The sequence below is a fragment of the Mesorhizobium sp. M0018 genome, from assembly GCF_040323955.1.
Classification (GTDB): domain Bacteria; phylum Pseudomonadota; class Alphaproteobacteria; order Rhizobiales; family Rhizobiaceae; genus Mesorhizobium.
In genome coordinates this window covers 35,410-52,500 of the sequence record NZ_JAMYVL010000029.1, presented here as the reverse complement: position 1 = coordinate 52,500, position 17,091 = coordinate 35,410, and the positions used below count along the sequence as shown (strand labels likewise).

Genomic DNA, 17,091 nt, shown 5'->3' with positions numbered 1-17,091 from the left:
CTTCTTCGTCGCCAGCGGCGCGCCGCCCTCGTTGTTGAGGCGTATATAGTCGGGGGGCGTCCAAAGTGTCAACAGCGATTTCGAACTTTTTTGAATTTTTTGCGACGAAAGTTGGGGCGCCGCTTTTCTGTAGCCGACTGCCGCTACGGCATGGGGACAACAAAGCCGGCTGTCGCGGTGGAGCCCTATTGCCGCCGTATTGCAGTTTGACACCAGGGCCAACGAAGCCCGCGAAAGCGCCACCCGCGCAGGGCCTTCTATAAGAGACCAAACGGCGCCTCCCAGGCGCTTCCTATAAGAGACTAAAGAGAACCCATAGAGACAGACGTGTGATTGGGGATTTCGGCCGGGGCCAGGCGCTTCGTTGACTTCACCCGCCGTGACAGGCAAATGTCATGGCCACAACAAGAACGACAAGCCGTTCCGCCCCGGGGAAGAAGCAGCCTTTCTGGATGCCAGACACGGAAGATGTCATAGCCGACCTCGGCAACGAGCCGCCGCTGATCGCGGACGGCCGCAGCGGCCCTCCCGACCGGCGCGAGGTTTCGGCGCGCTGGCTGTCGGGCACCTTCCTTACCGGCGTGACCTCGAGCGTGCTGATGGGCGTGGCGCTGTTTGCAGCGCTTGACGGCCGCCAGCAGTTGGCGACGCCACCCGAGATCGCCGAACTGATCAGCCTTGCCAGTGGCGACGATTCCGGTGAGATTGCCAAGACGACACGGCTGGTCGCGCTGCGCCAGATCGCCAAGGCCAAGGATCGCCGGCGCATGGAAGTGTCGATGGTGACCAAGGTTGGCGACCGCGATGTCATCCACACCATGCCTTTCGTGCAGATCAAGATGGCGCTTGCCGCCGGTCACACGACCAGCCGGGCCTATCCGCCTTTCGACCCGATGCAGGTGTTTGGCAATGGCGACGACAATGCCGGCCAGCCGGCAGCCGCCGCCGCCAGCCAGATCTATGGCGCCAAGGTCGAAAGCGAGATGAGCTTGAAGACCGTCGATTTCCCGATCGAGACGGCGGCCTTCGACGAAAAGAGCGACCTTTCTGCCGACGAGGTGGAAAAGGTCGTGCGCGAGGCCGGCACCGATCTGAGCGACGGCGCTGTCCAGGTCGCTTCGCTGCATTATGTCGACCCACAGCGATTCGGTGACGGCTTCGCCGAAAGCATGGCCGGCTCCTATGACGTCAAGATCGTCCCGGAAAACGTCTCGGTGTCGCCGCGTGCCGCCATCGACGACCAGGCGCCGGCTTTCGCCGAGGAAATCATCCCCTTCACCAAGGATCTCGACATTGCCGAGGCCTTCGCTGATTCGGGCTATACCGGCGAGGATGCCACCGGAATGGCCGAGGCGATCGCCAAATTGCTGAATGCGACGGCCCTCAAGGCAGGAACCGTGCTGCGCGTTGGGCTTGAGGTCCATGGCGACGCCGCCAAGATCGTTCGCACCAGCGTGTACGACAGGACCCAGCACATCGTCACCATCGCACTCGACGACCACGACCAGTACGTGCCGGCGCAGGAGCCGGAGCCAAATCCCGAATTGCTGACGGCGTTCGACGATTCGCCTGCGCCCGTAGTGCGCGGCAATCTGCCGAACGTCTACGACGGCATCTACCGCACCGCCTATTCCTACGGCATGTCCAAGGCGATGACGCAACGACTGATCAAGTTGCTGGCGTCCGGTGTCGACTTTCAGTCGCGCCTCAATCCCACGGACCGCATCGAAGTGCTGTTCTCGCAACCCGATGGCGACGACCAGGCGTCTGACGAATCCGAGCTGCTTTACGTCTCCGCGACTTTCGGCGGCACGACGCGAAATTTCTACCGTTTCCAGATGCAGGACGGCAGCACCGACTACTTCGACGAAAATGGTAGCAGCGCCGAGCAGTTTCTGCTGCGCAATCCGTTGCCCAATGGCCGATTTACGTCAGGGTTCGGTGCCAGGCGCCACCCCATTTTGGGGTATGTGAAAATGCATACCGGCACCGACTGGGCAGCTCCCGTGGGATCGCCGATCATTGCCGCGGGCAATGGCGTCGTCGAAAAAGCCGGCTGGGCCGGTGGCTATGGCAAGCAGATCATCTTGCGTCACGCCAACGGCTACGAGACGTCCTACAATCACCAGAGCGCCTTTGCCAAAGGCATCGAGCCGGGTGTTCGCGTTCGCCAGGGTCAGGTTATCGGCTATCTCGGCTCAACCGGCCTCTCCACCGGTCCGCATCTTCATTACGAACTGATCGTCAACGGCACAAAGGTCGATTCGATGCGCGTCCGCCTACCGGTCGGCAAGACGCTGAAGGGCGACGACCTTGTCGCCTTCAAGCGCGAGCGCGAACGCATCGACGACCTGCTCAAGCAGGAAGACAGCAATCAGTTGAAGGTCGCGAGCGCCAAGATCGAAGGCTGAGCCGACGTTTTTCGTCGTCAGCCGAGCTGATTCGCCGTGTCGCGCGCCCATGGCAGCCGCTCGCCGGAAACCGTCGTCCACGCGGCGATTGCCGAAAGCAGGCAAAGCACCGCGGTCACCGCGGCAACGGCGGCGAATGCCGCGTCGCTGGCGGCAAGTCGTGCCGCATCGAGGCCGGGCGCCAGGCCGGCTGGCGGCGGTTCGCCGAAACCCGGAATGCCGGAGCCGGCAGCGGTGCCGAGCACGCCAGCATAGACCCAGGCCGCCAGCGATCCCATCGCCGCCACGGCAATCAGGCCGCCGATGCGCGAGACGGCGTTGTTGATGCCCGAGGCCGCACCCGTATCCTTGTCCTCGACCGCCGTCATGACGGCGGTCGACAGCGGCGATACCACCAGCGCCATGCCGAACCCCATCAGAGCCATCAGCGGGAATACCCCGATCCAGAAATTGTGGATGCCCCAATAGGCCAGCAAGGCAAGTCCGGCAAAGGCAAGAGCCACAACCAGACTGCCGCTGGCGATCGGAAAGCGAGGCCCGATGCGGTCGGACCACTGGCCGACCGGTCCGGACAACACTGCGATCAATGCCGAAAGCGGCAAGAAGATGAAACCGACCTCGGCCGCGCTCAGCCCCCATCCGGCGATCATGAGCATCGGCAGATAGAACAGATTGGCCGACAGCGCAAAATAAAGGAAGAAGGTAGCCACATTGGCGCCCGCGAACGCGCCGATCCGAAACAACGACAGATCGATCATCGGCTCGCGCCGCCGGCGCTCGAAGACGATGAACACGACGAGCAAAACCGCACCGGCGGCAATACTCGGGCCGGACATCAGCCCCTCCCCGTCGCCACTGATCGAGGTCAGACCGTAAGCGAGAGCTCCGAACGCCAATATGGCGAGTGCAGCGCCGCCGAGATCGAGGCTGCGCTTTTCCACCGGCGCGTCGGCAGGGACCTTGGCCAGCAGAAGATAGACCGAGATAAGGCCGAGCGGCAGATTGATGGCGAAGATCGCCCGCCAGATGCCGGCGCCGAACGCCGACAGCACGAAGCCGCCCAGCACCGGGCCGAGCGCCGTCGTCAGTGCTGATGCTGCGGCCCAGATGCCGATCGCCCGGCCGCGTTCCTTTTTCGGATAGGCTTTGGCGATAATGGCCAGGCTGCCCGGCACCATGATGGCCGCTCCGACACCCTGGATAGCCCGAAACGCAATAAGCACCGCCGGGTTAGGCGCCAGCGCGCAGGCAAGCGAGGCGGCAATGAACAGGACGATGCCGGCGACGAAGGAGTGGCGCAGGCCGAAGCGATCGCCGGCGGCGCCGCCGACGAGAATGAGGGCTGAGAGTGTCAATGCGTAGGCATTGGAAATCCATTGTGCCTCGGCGAGGCTGGCGCCGAGGTCGACGCGGATCGCCGGCGTCGCAATGGCCAGGACCGACCCGTCGATGAAGCCGAGCGCAGAAGCCAGGATCGCGGCGATCAGCACGAACCGCCGCTGCGCCTGCGGACAGAACGTATCGGCGGGAAGTGAGCCGGTCAGGGGAACGGCGCCGGTACCGACTTTGGTTGGCGTGTGCATGCCGCCTTACCTAGATCGCCGGCGCGCCGCCGACAACCGGCCAGCACGCTGTTCTCGTTGAAACCAGGCCCAACCTGGCCACACAGGCAGGATCACGCCGCTCAGGGTGCAAACGGGAAGTGCCGTGCTAAGCTTCTCGCAGCGCTACAGACAAGGGGGAAATACCGCATGAAACGGCCGCTCGAACCCTCGGCGGAAGGACGCGGGCGCGTTGTCGGCATCACCGACGGCGTGTTCGCCATCGCGCTCACCCTGATCGTTCTCGAGATCAGAGTGCCGGCGCATGAAACGGTGCATTCCGAACGCGAGTTGATCACAGCGATCACAGCACTGGCGCCGCGCTTCCTGACCTATGCGCTCAGCTTCCTGACGCTGACCATCTTCTGGTTCGGCCAGCAGGCGCAACACGGGCTGATTGCAAAATCCGACCGGCGGCTTGCCACGCTGAACCTCTGCTTCCTCGGCTTCATCGCCTTGCTGCCGTTCTCGACCGACCTTCTCGCCGACTTCCTCGAATTCAGGACTGCGGTGCTCGTCTACTGGTTCAATCTTTTGATGCTCGGACTGACGCTGCTCGCCAGTTGGCGCTACGCGGACAAAAACGGATTTCTGGCCGAAGGTGTCGACGCGGAGACCACCCGAACGGTCTATCTGCGCATCGTCAAGGCACAGATCCTGTGGGCCGTCGGCGCTGCACTCTGCCTGATCAGCCCGTTGCTCAGCGTCGGCTTCATCCTGGTGGTGCAGCTGATCTATGCCGCAGCGCCGCGCGCGCCACTGCTGCGCAAGGTCATCGGGTGAATGGAGCGACGCCTGTCCGCTTTAGGTGTGTTGAGATTCAGGTCAGGCCGAGCCGAAAATGGTGGCTTCCGAGAACCGGAGCGGAGCGTACTTTTGAGTACGTGAGCACCGGAAGCGGAGGAAGCCGCCGTTTGCAGGCCGGCATCACCTGAATATCAACATGCCCTACTCGACGAACTCCACCGTAACGCCGGGCGTCACGATCTTGGCAAGCTCGCGCGCGTCCCAATTGGTCAGCCGCACGCAGCCATGGCTTTCGGTCTTGCCGATCTTGGACGGATCCGGCGTGCCGTGGATGCCGTAGGTCGGCTTGTCCAGCGCAATCCAGACCGAGCCGACCGGGCCGTTCGGCCCCGGCGGGATGGTCAGGATCCTGTCGTTTTCGCCCTGCTTGAAATTGATGTTCGGGTTGTAGGTGTAGTTCGGGTCCAATGCGACACGCGACACCGCATGCGTGCCGGACGGCGACGGCGTGTCGGACGAGCCGATAGTCGCCGGATAGGCTGCGACCAGCTTGCCCGCCGCATCATAGGCGCGGACCTGCTTATTGGACTTGTCGGCGATGATGCGCGCCACCGGCGTCGCCACCAGCCTGCCGAAATTGGCGACCTTGATGATGGTGCCCGGACGATTGAAATTGGCGTCCGGATTGAGCTTGTTCAGATAGGTTTCATCCATATGGAAGCGCTCGGCCAGCGCTTCGGGTACCGACGTGTAGCCCATCCGATCGAGCTGGGCCTTTTGGCTGTAGTCCTCCGGTATCGAGGCGACATAGGGACCGGCCGCATCCTCGGGCGTGATCGTATAGGAGGCGAAGGCATCGCCGCCGGATTGCGCCAGGGCCGCCTGGATGCCGATTGCGTCGGTCGATTTCAGATTGCTGCCGGTGATCTCATTATAGGCGGCGAGCGCCTTGTCGACATTCGAGCCGAAGCGTCCGTCGATGACGCCGGGCGATGCACCGGCACGGTCGAGCAGCACCTGCAGTGCCGCCACGTCCTCGCGGGCGCCGAGCGCAAGCGACGGGTCGATCGCCGTCTTGCCGCCAGTGCTTGGCGGCGGGGCTGTGTCCGGCGGTAAGGCCGCCTGCTCGTTCGGCACCGTCGGCTCGACCGGCTCGATCGAGGCCTCGTTGAGCGGCTGGCGCTCGATGGTGCGCGGCTTTACCGGCTGCGCTGCCTCCGGATAACCGTTGCCGTAGCCGTCATCCCGTGGCGCTTCGGGGAAGGCTTCCACCGAATTGTCGCCATAGGGGTCGTACTCGTCAGCCGGCGGTATGATGACCCTGCCCTCGTCTTCCATCTGCCTGCGGCGGAACCGCGCCGTGTCCTCAGGGTCGTCGAGATAATAGGGGTCGTCCTCGACCGGTCCGAGGTTGCGCAAGCGCTCGCGGCGCAAGGCGCGGCGGTCGAGCCTGGTCTGCGGCGGCTGGATGGCGATGACCTTGCCGGTCTCCGCATCGACGATGACGCGGTTTCCCCTGGCATCGTAGTAGATATCGAGATTGCCGTTCTGGGCGACAAGAATGCCGCCTCCATTGGCGGCACGAACCACCCGTGGCGCGGCATCCACTATTGGCGAGGCCATCGCATTCGACGCCAGCAGCCCGGCAGCAAGCGCTGAAAGGGTGAAGATGGTGCGCAACATGATGGCCAAATTCTCCGGTCCGTAATTGCCGCCGCCGGCATTGTCTCTTCAAAGCGCCGCGCGTCTTTTTCGACGCGCAAAGAACGCTCTAACGCTTTAAATCTCCGCATCGTGCTTTGCGAAAATCAAAACTCGATTTCGGGCCGATGTGGTAGGCGAACCCCCTCGCCAGCAAATCAGTTGCCAACGATAAGGTTCCAATATGAACCGGGCATGAAGATGGCGGATTTCTGACCGATTAACCGGCAGCGAGTCCCAATTCCTTGCGCGCCTGCTTCGTCAGCTTCAGCACGACAAGACGGTGGCTTTCGCGCAGGTAATCCTTCAGCGCGCCATCATCCATGCTTTCGCCGGTCTGGCGCTGGATCCATTTCATGCCGCGTGAGGCAAGATAGGGCGCGGGCCGAAGGCCCGGCTGCTCCCTCAGCACGTCATAGGCGATGTCGGAGCATTTGAAGGTAACGAACGGCTCCTTGCCCTCACTCCAGCCGCCGATCGCGAAGACCTTGCCGCCGACCTTCCAGACATGGGCGCCGCCCCACTGCACGACATGGGTCGCCGAAGGCAGCGAGGCGCAGAAGCTGTTATAGTCGTCCAGCGTCATCTGCGCCCCGCCAGTGATGTTGGACCATGAACCGAAGGCCGGCGTAACAAAAGGGTATGCCGGTTTTTCGGAAAGGGTCATGGTCGAGATTGAAGATAGGAATTCCATCCCGATTCGATCGGGATGGAACAGGCTTTTGGCTTGAGCTCAGGCGGCTGCCTCGGTTGCCACGACCGCGGGCTTCGAGCGGAAGTTCAAGCGGTCGGAGCCGGCGGTGACCTTGACAGTCGAGCCGTCGAGGATCTCGCCGAGCAGGATCTTTTCCGCCAGCGGGTCCTGCAATTCCTTCTGCATCACCCGCTTCAGCGGCCGCGCGCCATAGGCCGGGTCGTAACCCTTGGCCGCCAGCCAGTCGATCGCCTCCTGATCAAGCGAAAGCGATATCTTGCGGTCAACAAGCAGGTTTTCCAGCCGCTTGAGCTGGATTTGGACGATCTGGCCCATATCCTGGCGGCGCAGCCGGTGGAACAGGATTACCTCGTCGATGCGGTTGAGGAATTCCGGCCGGAACGAAGCCCTGACGACATTCATCACCTCGTCGCGCACGACGTCGACATCCTGGTCCTCGCCAAGATTGACCAGATATTCGCCGCCGAGATTGGACGTCATGATGATCAGCGTGTTGCGGAAGTCGACCGTGCGGCCCTGCCCGTCGGTCAGCCGGCCGTCGTCCAGCACCTGCAGCAGCACGTTGAAGACATCAGGATGCGCCTTCTCGATCTCGTCGAACAGCACGACCTGATAGGGCCGGCGCCGTATCGCTTCGGTCAGCGCGCCGCCTTCCTCGTAGCCGACATAGCCGGGAGGCGCGCCGATCAGCCGGGCGACCGAATGCTTCTCCATGAACTCCGACATGTCGATGCGCACCATGGCGCTCTCGTCGTCGAACAGGAAGCTGGCCAGCGCCTTCGTCAGTTCGGTCTTGCCGACACCCGTCGGCCCGAGGAACATGAACGAGCCGAGCGGCCGGTTCGGGTCCTGCAGGCCGGCGCGCGCACGGCGCACGGCTTTCGACACTGCCTGCACCGCCTCGCCCTGGCCGACGACGCGCCTGCCGATCTCGTCTTCCATGCGCAACAGCTTGTCGCGCTCCCCTTCCAGCATCTTGTCGACCGGGATCCCCGTCCAGCGCGAGACGATATGGGCGACATGATCGGGACCGACCACTTCCTCGACCATGCCGGCCTTGCCGTCCCTGGCTTCAGCCTGCTTCAGCTGCTTTTCGAGTTCCGGGATCTTGCCGTAGGCAAGTTCGCCGGCGCGCTGGAATTCGCCCTTGCGCTGGGCAATGGCAAGTTCGTTGCGCGCCTCGTCGAGCTGCTTCTTGAGGTCGGCGGCAAGCCCGAGCTTCTGCTTCTCGGCCTGCCATTTCGAGGTCAGCTCGGTCGATTCCTCCTCGAGGTTCGAGAGTTCCTTCTCGAGCCGCGCGAGCCGGTCCTTCGAGGCATCGTCCTTCTCGACCTTCAGCGCCTCGCGCTCGATCTTGAGCTGCATGATGCGGCGGTCGATCTCGTCCAGCGCCTCGGGCTTCGAATCGACCTGCATGCGGAGCCGCGACGCGGCCTCGTCGACCAGGTCGATCGCCTTGTCCGGCAAGAAGCGGTCGGCGATGTAGCGGTTTGACAACGTAGCGGCCGCGACCAGTGCCGAATCCGAGATGCGCACCTTGTGGTGCTGCTCGTATTTCTCTTTCAGGCCGCGCAGGATCGAGACAGTGTCTTCGACCGTCGGCTCATTGACGAAGACCGGCTGGAAGCGGCGGGCAAGGGCCGCATCCTTCTCGACATGCTTGCGGTATTCGTCGAGCGTGGTTGCGCCGACACAATGCAGTTCGCCGCGGGCGAGCGCCGGCTTCAGCAGATTCGACGCGTCCATGGCGCCATCCGCCTTGCCGGCACCGACAAGCGTGTGCATCTCGTCGATGAACAGAATGATGCCGCCGGCGGCAGACGTGACTTCGGAAAGCACCGCCTTCAGCCGCTCCTCGAACTCGCCGCGGTATTTGGCGCCGGCGATCAGCGACCCCATGTCGAGCGCCATCAACTGCTTGTCCTTGAGCGATTCCGGCACATCGCCATTGACGATGCGCAGCGCCAGCCCTTCGGCGATCGCCGTCTTGCCGACGCCGGGTTCGCCGATCAGCACTGGGTTGTTCTTAGTGCGGCGCGACAGCACCTGGATGGTGCGGCGGATTTCGTCGTCGCGGCCGATGACCGGATCGAGCTTGCCCGCGCGGGCGTCCGCCGTCAGGTCGCGCGCGTATTTCTTCAGCGCGTCATAGCCCTGCTCGGCGCTCGCCGAATCGGCAGTGCGACCTTTGCGTACGTCGTTGATGACCTGGTTCAGCGCCTGCGGCGTGACACCCGCCTTGGACAGGATGTCGGCGGTCTTGGCCGATTTTTCCATGGCCAGCGCCTGCAATAGCCGTTCGACGGTAACGAAGCTGTCACTGGCCTTCTTGGCCAGTTCCTCGGCGGTCGAAAACACCTTTGCCAGCGGCTGCGCCAGATAGAGCTGGCCATTGCCGCCCTCGACCTTGGGCATTGCCTCCAGTGCTGTTTCGACGCCGAGTTTGACGTCACGGACATTGCCGCCGGCGCGCTCGATCAGCGACGCAGCCAGGCCCTCGTCGTCATCGACAAGGACCTTGAGGATATGCTCGGGGGTGAATTGCTGGTGATTGCGGGAAAGCGCCATGGTTTGTGCGGACTGGATAAAGCCGCGCACGCGCTCGGAATATTTTTCAAGATTCATGCCTGTCTCCTTCCGTCACCGGCCCGCTTCGCGGCACCGGATCAGATTGCGGTGACGGACCCGCCCGTTCGAGCCGGATCCTGTTCACGCAAGATATGGGACGCAAACCACGGACCCTCAAGACGCCTCGACACTGGCGAATGCATAATATTCCGAGCGCGCAAAGCAAAAACGGCGGAGATTTCTCTCCGCCGCCTGGGGTAAAGGATGCGCTAAGATCGACTGAACGTTTTTCCGATCAATTCTCGACGTCTGCGATCACAGCTTGACCGTCGGGGCCTTCAGCCGGCGCTGCATCGACATTGCCAGCGTCGGTATTGCCAGTCTCGGCATTGCTTGTCTCGGCACTGCTTGTCTCGGCACTGCCAGTCTCGGCACTGTCAGGGCCGGCGTTGTCGTTGCCGCCATTTGCCTGTTCGACATCGAGGCGCGGGCGACGCGGACGCCTGGGGCGGCGGGCCGGGCTGTTTTCGGCCGCGGCTTCGTTGAGCTCGGCCTGGGCGGCGAGACCCGCCGGCGAAAGGTTGTCGAATTGCGGTGCGGGCTCGCTCACAAAGACCGGCCCAGCGGCCGGCACGGGCTCCGCCTGCGCCGGCGTCTCGTCGCGCCGTGGCTGTTCGGCGCGCTGGCCACCCTGCTCGCCGCGCGCGCCATACTCGCCGCGCTGGCCGTTCTGGCCGTAACCGCCATTGGGGCGACGGTCGCGGTGGCGTCCGCCATTGTTGTCGCGGCCGTCACGGTTGTCGCGGCCGCCCCGATTGTCGCGGCTGTTTTCCTGGTTCAGAGCCAGCTCGGCCGGCGTGCCATCGATGACCGGCTGCGGGCCGGCACCGTGATTGGCCGCCGAACCCGACGTCTCGTTGGCATTGTTGTTGCCGGCATTGTCGAACTCGTCGCGATCCTCGTCGCCGTCATCGTCGAAATCATCGCGATTCTGCTGCGCGTTCTGGATCGGCATCTGCGCCTGAGCGGCTGCGATGATGCGGTTATAGTGCTCTGCATGCTGGAGATAGTTTTCCGCCATCACCCGGTCGCCGGAGCTTTGCGCGTCACGGGCAAGGGTTGCGTACTTCTCGGCAATCTGCTGAGCCGATCCGCGGATCTTCACGTCCGGGCCGTTGCTCTCGTAGTTGCGCGTCAGGGGATTAGGCCCCTTACGGTTGTTGTTGTTATTGTTGTTGCCGCCGCCGCCATTGTTGTTGCGACCGCGCATGCGCCTGTTTTGCTGTTGTGGCCTCATTAGACTCTCTTCACTTTGAAATTTTCGAAAAACTCTTCACGAACGGAGGCGCTCATGCGGCCAGCCGTTTCGTTCCTTCACCGGCGTTCGCCCGCATCAATTGCGTTGGCGCCACGTGCCATCCTGTTCCGGTTACTTCACTTGCCGGACGATTCCCGCACGAAGCTTGGGCGTCGTTTGCGCAAGAAGGCAGCTATTTCCAAGGAAAACCGAATCGCTAAGAGCACTGCCTGCTTCGTCTCATCCGGTTAAGGCGACCCTAGCCGCATTCCCCGGTATTGCCAAGCGCTTTTTTCGCACTGCATCACGGCTTTCACCGTTCGAACACAAGAACTCTGTCGTTTCCGCCGAGATCACGAAACACCCCGACCGAACGGTACCCGGCCGCGGAGAATATCTCCGTAACCTGTTGGTGCTGCGTATGGCCGATCTCGACCGCAATCCTGCCTTGGACTTCCAAATACGCTGCCGCTCCCGCGGCGATCTTCCTGTAGGGGCTCAGACCGTCCACACCGCCATCGAGGGCCTGGCGTGGATCGAAACCGCGGACCTCGTCCTGCAGATTTCCAATGTCGTCTGAGGGTATATAGGGAGGGTTTGCGACAATTACATGGTACCGGCCAGAAACTTTTTCAAACCAGTCGGATTTGAGCGGCGTGAACCGGCCGGCGAGCCCCAATTCCCCGGCATTACGCATGGCTGTGGCCAGCGCCTCCTGCGAAATGTCAACGCCGGTGGCGGTCGCGGCCGGAACGGCGCTGAGCAGCGCCAGCGCGATGGCACCGGTACCGGTCCCTAGATCGAGGATGCGGCAGCAGCCCTCGCGTGCCGCCACTGCCTTGACGAAGGGCAGTGTAGCCTCGACCAGCGTTTCGGTATCCGGCCGCGGCTCCAGCGTTTGCGGCGAAAGCGAAAGGCGCAAGCCGTAGAATTCGCGGTAGCCAAGGATTCGGTGTACCGGCTCGCCAGCGATGCGCCGCCGCAAGGCGGCTTCGATTACCGCCGTCACGTCCGTATCGACAGCGCGCCCGGGATCGGCGATGGCCTGCGTGCGACTGGTGCCGGAAAAATGCTCGACGATCAGCCTGGCATCGAGCGCCGGATCCGCGATCCCGGCTGCGGTGAGCCGGTTTCGCGCTTCCCGCAGCAGCGGCGCCAGCGTGGCGGGCAGGCTGTCAGCCATCGATGCCGATATCGGCGAGCAGCTTCGACTGGTGATCGGCGATCAGCGCGTCGATGATCTCGTCGAGTTCGCCCATCATCACCCGGTCGAGCTTATAGAGCGTCAGGTTGATACGATGATCGGTGACGCGACCCTGCGGAAAATTATAGGTGCGGATGCGTTCCGAGCGGTCGCCCGAGCCGACCTGCGACTTGCGCGATTCGGAACGTTCCTCGTCCGCCTTGCTGCGCTCGAGGTCGTAGAGCCTGGCGCGTAGGATCTGCATGGCCTTCGCCCGGTTCTGGTGCTGCGACTTTTCCGCCTGCACCACCATGATGCCGGTCGGCAGATGGGTGATGCGCACGGCCGAATCGGTGGTGTTGACGTGCTGGCCGCCGGAACCCGAGGCGCGCATCGTGTCGATGCGGATGTCTTCGGTCCTGATGTCGATGTCGACCTCTTCGGCTTCCGGCAGCACCGCGACTGTCGCCGCCGAGGTATGAATGCGTCCGCCCGCCTCGGTCGTCGGCACGCGCTGCACCCTATGCACGCCGGATTCGAACTTCAGATGGGCAAAGACGCCCTTGCCCGAAACGGTGGCGATGATTTCCTTGTAGCCGCCGACCTCACCCTCGCTGGCCGACACCGTCTCGAAACGCCAGCCATGCGCCGCGGCATAGCGCTCGTACATGCGAAACAGGTCGCCGGCGAAAAGCGCCGCCTCGTCGCCGCCGGTGCCGGCGCGGATCTCGAGGATGGCGTTCTTGTCGTCGGCAGCATCCTTGGGCAACAGCAGGATTTGGATGTCCTTCTGCAGCGCCTCGATGTGATGCTTGACCCCTGGCAGGTCGGCCTCGGCCAAGGCCCGCATCTCGGCGTCGGTGCCCTTGTCGGCGAGCATCGCCTCCAGATCGCCCTGTTCGTGCTCGGCGGCGCGCAGCGCCCTGATCTTTGCCACCATCTCCTGGATGTCGGCATATTCGGAGGCCATCCTGACATAGGCGTCCGGCGCTGGCCCGGCCGACATCTGCGCTTCGAGCATGTCGAAACGCTTGACGACTTGATCCATACGGTCGCGGGGCAGGTTGATCATGGCGAAGTCTATAGCGGTATAGAGCGGTCGTCGGCAAAGGCTTGCAGCAGCGCCCGCATCGGCAGGCCATGCGCCGGCGCCATCAGATTATCGTCGAAGAACGCTTCCAGTTCGCTGAGCGGCAGTTCCGTCAGCATCGCCTTGACCGGGCCGATCGATGCCGGCGACATCGAGATCGAGCGATAGCCAAGGCCGATCAGCGCCATCGCCGAGATCGGCTTGCCGGCCAGTTCGCCGCACAAGGTCACCGGCGTCTGGTTGCGCGCCCCGGCGTCGGCAATTTGCTTCAAAACACGCAGGAACGGCGTCGACAGCGGGTCGAAGCGGTCGGACAATTGGGTATTGCCACGGTCCACCGCCATGACGAACTGGAACAGGTCGTTCGAGCCGACCGAGACGAAATCGACCGCCTTCATCAGTTCGTCGAGCTGGAACAGCAGCGACGGCACCTCCAGCATCGCCCCAAGCTTCAGGCTGGTCGGCAAATGATGGGCAAAGCGCGACAAATGCCGCACCTCGCGATCGATGATCTCGCGCGCCTGCGCGATCTCGCCGAGTTCCGTCACCATTGGCAGCATCAGCTTCAGTTCGCGCCCGCCGCACGCCTTGAGCAGCGCGCGGATCTGGGTGCGCAGCAATCCAGGCCGGTCGAGCGTCAGGCGGATAGCGCGCCAGCCGAGCGCCGGATTTTCCTCCTGGATCGAGCCCTTGAAATAGGGCAGCACCTTGTCGCCGCCAATATCGATGGTGCGGAACGTCACCGGCTTGTCGCGCGCCGCCTCGAGCACGTCACGATAGAGCCGCTCCTGGGCTTCGGCGCGCGGAAAGGTCGAAGCGACCATGAATTGCAGCTCTGTGCGGAACAGGCCGATGCCGGCCGCACCCGCTTCGGCCAGTTGCGGCAGATCGACCGCCAGCCCGGCATTCATCAGAAGATCGACCTGGACCCCGTCCTTGGTCACCGACGGCTTCTTGCGCAGTTCGCGGTAGACCTCCTGCCGCCGCGCCCTGAAGCGCACTTTCTCGGCATAGGCCGCCTCGAGGTCGGGCTGCGGGCGCAGATGGATAGCGCCTTCCTCGCCGTCAACGATGATGGCATCGCCGTTTTCCGCCATGGAAACGGCGCCCTTCATCTGGCCGGCGACCGGTATGCCCATGGCCCGCGCCACAATGACGACATGGCTGGTCGCGGCGCCGTCCTCCAGCACCAGCCCGCGCAGCTTGTCCCTGGGATAATCGAGCAGCTCCGCAGCACCCATCGAGCGGGCGACGATGATGGCGTCCTTGGGCAGCGAGGCCGCGACGTCCTCCGGTCCGCGCCCCATCAGCTGCCGCAGCAGCCGATTGGCGAGATCGTCGAAATCGCTCATCCGTTCGCGCAGATACGGATCGGTCATGTGCAGCATGCGGGCACGCATGTCGCTCTGCACCTTTTCGACCGCCGCTTCGGCCGTCAGGCCGTTGCGGATCGCCTCCTCGAGCCGGCGCACCCAGCCGCGATCGTTGGCGAACATGCGATAGGCTTCGAGCACCTGGCGATGCTCGCCCTCGAAGGCGACGTCGCGGCGCTCCAGCATGTCGTCGATGGAGAGCCTGAGCGAGCCGAGCGACGCGTCGAGCCGCCTGACCTCTTCCTCGCTGTCCTCGTTGAAAAGATTGGTGACGACGATGCGCGGCTCGTGCAGCACCACATGGCCGAGACCGACGCCTTCGTTGAAGGACAGGCCGGTAAAGCTTACCGGGCGGCGCAGATCGAGCTCGAGGCCGGGCCTTGTCAGCCGCTCCAGATCGCCGGTGGCGATCATCTCGGCGATCACCATCGCCGTTGTTTCCAGCGCCTCGACCTCGTCGTCGCGATAATGGCGCATGGTCTTGTTCTGCACGACCAGGACGCCGAGTGTCCGCCCTGCCCGCAGCACCGGCACGCCGAGGAAGGAATTGTATATCTCTTCCCCTGTCTCCGGCAGGTAGGCGAAGGCAGGATGCTCCTGCGCATTGGAGAGGTTGAGCGGCCGCGCCGAGGCCGCGATCGTGCCGACCAGACCTTGGCCCAGCCTGAGCTGCGCCAGGTGGACGGCGTTCGGGTTCAGGCCTTCGGTGGCGTAGAGTTCGAGCACCGAATCGGCGCGCAGCACATAGAGCGAGCAGACCTCGGCAACCATGTTGGAGGCGATGTCGCGCACGATTCGGTCAAGCCGCTCCTGCGGCTCCAGCGGCTCTTGCATGAGCTCGCGGAGCCGTTTCAGCAAAACGCGCGGGCCACTGGCCGAATCACGCATCGCGGCTTCTTCCTCCAATAGCATTTCAACCGGTGCAGGTTGCCCTGCACAGCGGCACAAACGCAACAACTCAATTAGAGCGCCATCGTCCAATTGGACGCATAAAGACCGCTCCAAGATTTTCGATCCGCTGCATCCTGCCTTCCGAAAATCGATTCCGATTTTCGGGCCGTTGCAGTCCGCTACTGCTTATCCAGACCGTACACGGAATGCAAAGTGCGAACTGCTAGTTCCGTATAGGGACCGTCGATCAGGATCGAAATCTTGATTTCGGACGTCGTGATGGCGCGGATGTTAATCGCGCGGTCGGCAAGCGCCTTGAAGGCGGTAGCGGCGACGCCGGCATGGCTGCGCATGCCGATGCCGATGACCGAGACCTTCGACATGCCGGCTTCCGACTGCACCACGTCGTAGCCGATCGTCGCCTTCAGCCGCTCGAGCACGGCGAGCGCCTTGTCGACGTCGCCGGATGGCACGGTGAAGGTCATGTCAGTGAACTTGCCGTCCTCAGAGATATTCTGGACGATCATGTCGACATTGATGTTGGCCTCGGCCAGCGGCCCGAAAATGCCGGCGGCGACGCCCGGCCGATCGCCGACGCGGCGCAACGAAATCTGCGCCTCGTCCTTGGCGTAGGCAATTCCGGTGACGACCTGCTGTTCCACGATCTCTTCCTCGTCGCAAATAAGCGTTCCCGGCGGATTAAGCAAATCTCCCATTCCTGGTGCGTCGGGATCGTCGAAGGACGACCGCACGAAAGTACGCACCCTGTGCACCATGGCAAGCTCGACCGAGCGCACCTGCAGGACCTTGGCGCCGAGCGAGGCCATTTCGAGCATTTCCTCGAACGAAATCTTGGCCAGCCGCCGCGCCTTCGGCTCGATGCGCGGATCGGTCGTGTAGACCCCGTCGACATCGGTGTAGATATCGCAGCGGTCGGCCTTGACCGCTGCCGCGATGGCGACAGCGCTGGTATCGGAACCGCCGCGGCCGAGCGTTGCGATCCGGTTGTCCGGCCCGATGCCTTGGAAACCGGCGACCACCGCCACCTGGCCTTCGCCGAAGCGCTTGATCAGGAATCCGCCGTCGATATCGAGAATGCGCGCCGCGCCATGCGCGTTGTCGGTCTTGATCGGGATCTGCCAGCCTTGCCAGGAGCGGGCATGCACGCCGATATTCTGCAGCGCGATCGCCAGCAAGCCGGCAGTGACCTGCTCGCCGGACGCGACCACGGCGTCATATTCACGCGCATCGTGCATCGGCGAGGCTTCGCGCGTCCATTGCACGAGCTCGTTGGTCTTGCCGGACATCGCCGAGACCACGACGGCGACCTCATGGCCGGCGTCGACCTCGCGTTTGACATGACGCGCCACATTGCGGATGCGGGCGATGTCGGCGACGGAGGTTCCGCCGAATTTCATCACGATGCGCGCCATAGAAGCGAAATGCCTTTGACTGGATGCCGGACCGGAGGCCGAAAAGCGGAAAAATGCGCCAAGCTGTGGCCGGGCGCTCAA

At 63.4% G+C, this 17,091-nt stretch carries 11 protein-coding genes; 2 read left to right on the top strand and 9 right to left on the bottom strand.

Going from position 1 to position 17,091, the window contains the following annotated elements; genetic code table 11:
• Positions 1-452: 452 nt before the first annotated feature.
• Positions 453-2,411, top strand: a complete 1,959-nt coding sequence (locus tag NKJ81_RS28665) for a M23 family metallopeptidase (RefSeq protein ID WP_352542490.1) — start codon at positions 453-455, stop codon at positions 2,409-2,411.
• A gap of 17 nt (positions 2,412-2,428) precedes the next feature.
• Here NKJ81_RS28665 and NKJ81_RS28660 read toward each other — a convergent pair whose 3' ends face one another.
• On the bottom strand, positions 2,429-3,994 hold the full coding sequence (locus NKJ81_RS28660) for an MFS transporter (RefSeq protein WP_352542489.1): 1,566 nt from the start codon (positions 3,992-3,994) through the stop codon (positions 2,429-2,431).
• Positions 3,995-4,162: 168 nt separating this feature from the next.
• Between NKJ81_RS28660 and NKJ81_RS28655 the strand changes: the two genes are divergently transcribed.
• A complete protein-coding gene (locus tag NKJ81_RS28655) occupies positions 4,163-4,795 on the top strand; it encodes a TMEM175 family protein (protein ID WP_352542488.1) in 633 nt (210 codons plus the stop codon).
• A gap of 165 nt (positions 4,796-4,960) precedes the next feature.
• Here NKJ81_RS28655 and NKJ81_RS28650 read toward each other — a convergent pair whose 3' ends face one another.
• The 8 genes from NKJ81_RS28650 to NKJ81_RS28615 all read right to left on the bottom strand — a co-directional run bounded on the left by NKJ81_RS28650 (position 4,961) and on the right by NKJ81_RS28615 (position 17,010).
• A complete protein-coding gene (locus NKJ81_RS28650; RefSeq protein WP_352542487.1) occupies positions 4,961-6,442 on the bottom strand; it encodes a L,D-transpeptidase family protein in 1,482 nt (493 codons plus the stop codon).
• Between the two features lie 238 nt (positions 6,443-6,680).
• Positions 6,681-7,046 (bottom strand): MmcQ/YjbR family DNA-binding protein, encoded by a 366-nt coding sequence (locus NKJ81_RS28645; protein WP_352456638.1) that lies wholly within the window; start codon positions 7,044-7,046, stop codon positions 6,681-6,683.
• 147 nt (positions 7,047-7,193) lie between these two features.
• On the bottom strand, positions 7,194-9,800 hold the full coding sequence (gene clpB / locus NKJ81_RS28640) for an ATP-dependent chaperone ClpB (RefSeq protein WP_352542486.1): 2,607 nt from the start codon (positions 9,798-9,800) through the stop codon (positions 7,194-7,196).
• Positions 9,801-10,038: 238 nt separating this feature from the next.
• Positions 10,039-11,013, bottom strand: coding sequence for a DUF4167 domain-containing protein (locus NKJ81_RS28635; RefSeq protein WP_352471311.1), 975 nt, complete (start codon positions 11,011-11,013; stop codon positions 10,039-10,041).
• 340 nt (positions 11,014-11,353) lie between these two features.
• Positions 11,354-12,223 carry a peptide chain release factor N(5)-glutamine methyltransferase gene (gene prmC / locus NKJ81_RS28630; protein WP_352542485.1) on the bottom strand — a complete coding sequence of 290 codons (870 nt, stop codon included), beginning with the start codon at positions 12,221-12,223 and terminating at the stop codon, positions 11,354-11,356.
• Positions 12,216-13,295 carry a peptide chain release factor 1 gene (prfA, locus tag NKJ81_RS28625; protein ID WP_352542484.1) on the bottom strand — a complete coding sequence of 360 codons (1,080 nt, stop codon included), beginning with the start codon at positions 13,293-13,295 and terminating at the stop codon, positions 12,216-12,218. The genes prmC and prfA overlap by 8 nt, the downstream gene beginning before the upstream one ends.
• A gap of 8 nt (positions 13,296-13,303) precedes the next feature.
• Positions 13,304-15,574, bottom strand: a complete 2,271-nt coding sequence (gene ptsP, locus NKJ81_RS28620) for a phosphoenolpyruvate--protein phosphotransferase (RefSeq protein WP_352471315.1) — start codon at positions 15,572-15,574, stop codon at positions 13,304-13,306.
• 182 nt (positions 15,575-15,756) lie between these two features.
• Entirely contained in the window at positions 15,757-17,010 is a 1,254-nt protein-coding gene (locus tag NKJ81_RS28615) for an aspartate kinase (RefSeq protein ID WP_352471486.1), read from the bottom strand.
• Positions 17,011-17,091: the final 81 nt, after the last annotated feature.

Bases quoted from the DNA above. Each gene is read 5' to 3' on its own strand.
- NKJ81_RS28665 (WP_352542490.1), top strand. From the start codon at position 453: ATGCCAGACACGGAAGATGTCATAGCCGACCTCGGCAACGAGCCGCCG.
- NKJ81_RS28650 (WP_352542487.1), bottom strand. From the start codon at position 6,442: ATGTTGCGCACCATCTTCACCCTTTCAGCGCTTGCTGCCGGGCTGCTG.
- clpB (WP_352542486.1), bottom strand. From the start codon at position 9,800: ATGAATCTTGAAAAATATTCCGAGCGCGTGCGCGGCTTTATCCAGTCC.
- NKJ81_RS28635 (WP_352471311.1), bottom strand. From the start codon at position 11,013: ATGCGCGGTCGCAACAACAATGGCGGCGGCGGCAACAACAATAACAAC.
- NKJ81_RS28615 (WP_352471486.1), bottom strand. From the start codon at position 17,010: ATGGCGCGCATCGTGATGAAATTCGGCGGAACCTCCGTCGCCGACATC.
- prmC (WP_352542485.1), bottom strand. From the start codon at position 12,223: ATGGCTGACAGCCTGCCCGCCACGCTGGCGCCGCTGCTGCGGGAAGCG.
- NKJ81_RS28645 (WP_352456638.1), bottom strand. From the start codon at position 7,046: ATGACGCTGGACGACTATAACAGCTTCTGCGCCTCGCTGCCTTCGGCG.
- NKJ81_RS28660 (WP_352542489.1), bottom strand. From the start codon at position 3,994: ATGCACACGCCAACCAAAGTCGGTACCGGCGCCGTTCCCCTGACCGGC.
- ptsP (WP_352471315.1), bottom strand. From the start codon at position 15,574: ATGCGTGATTCGGCCAGTGGCCCGCGCGTTTTGCTGAAACGGCTCCGC.
- NKJ81_RS28655 (WP_352542488.1), top strand. From the start codon at position 4,163: ATGAAACGGCCGCTCGAACCCTCGGCGGAAGGACGCGGGCGCGTTGTC.
- prfA (WP_352542484.1), bottom strand. From the start codon at position 13,295: ATGATCAACCTGCCCCGCGACCGTATGGATCAAGTCGTCAAGCGTTTC.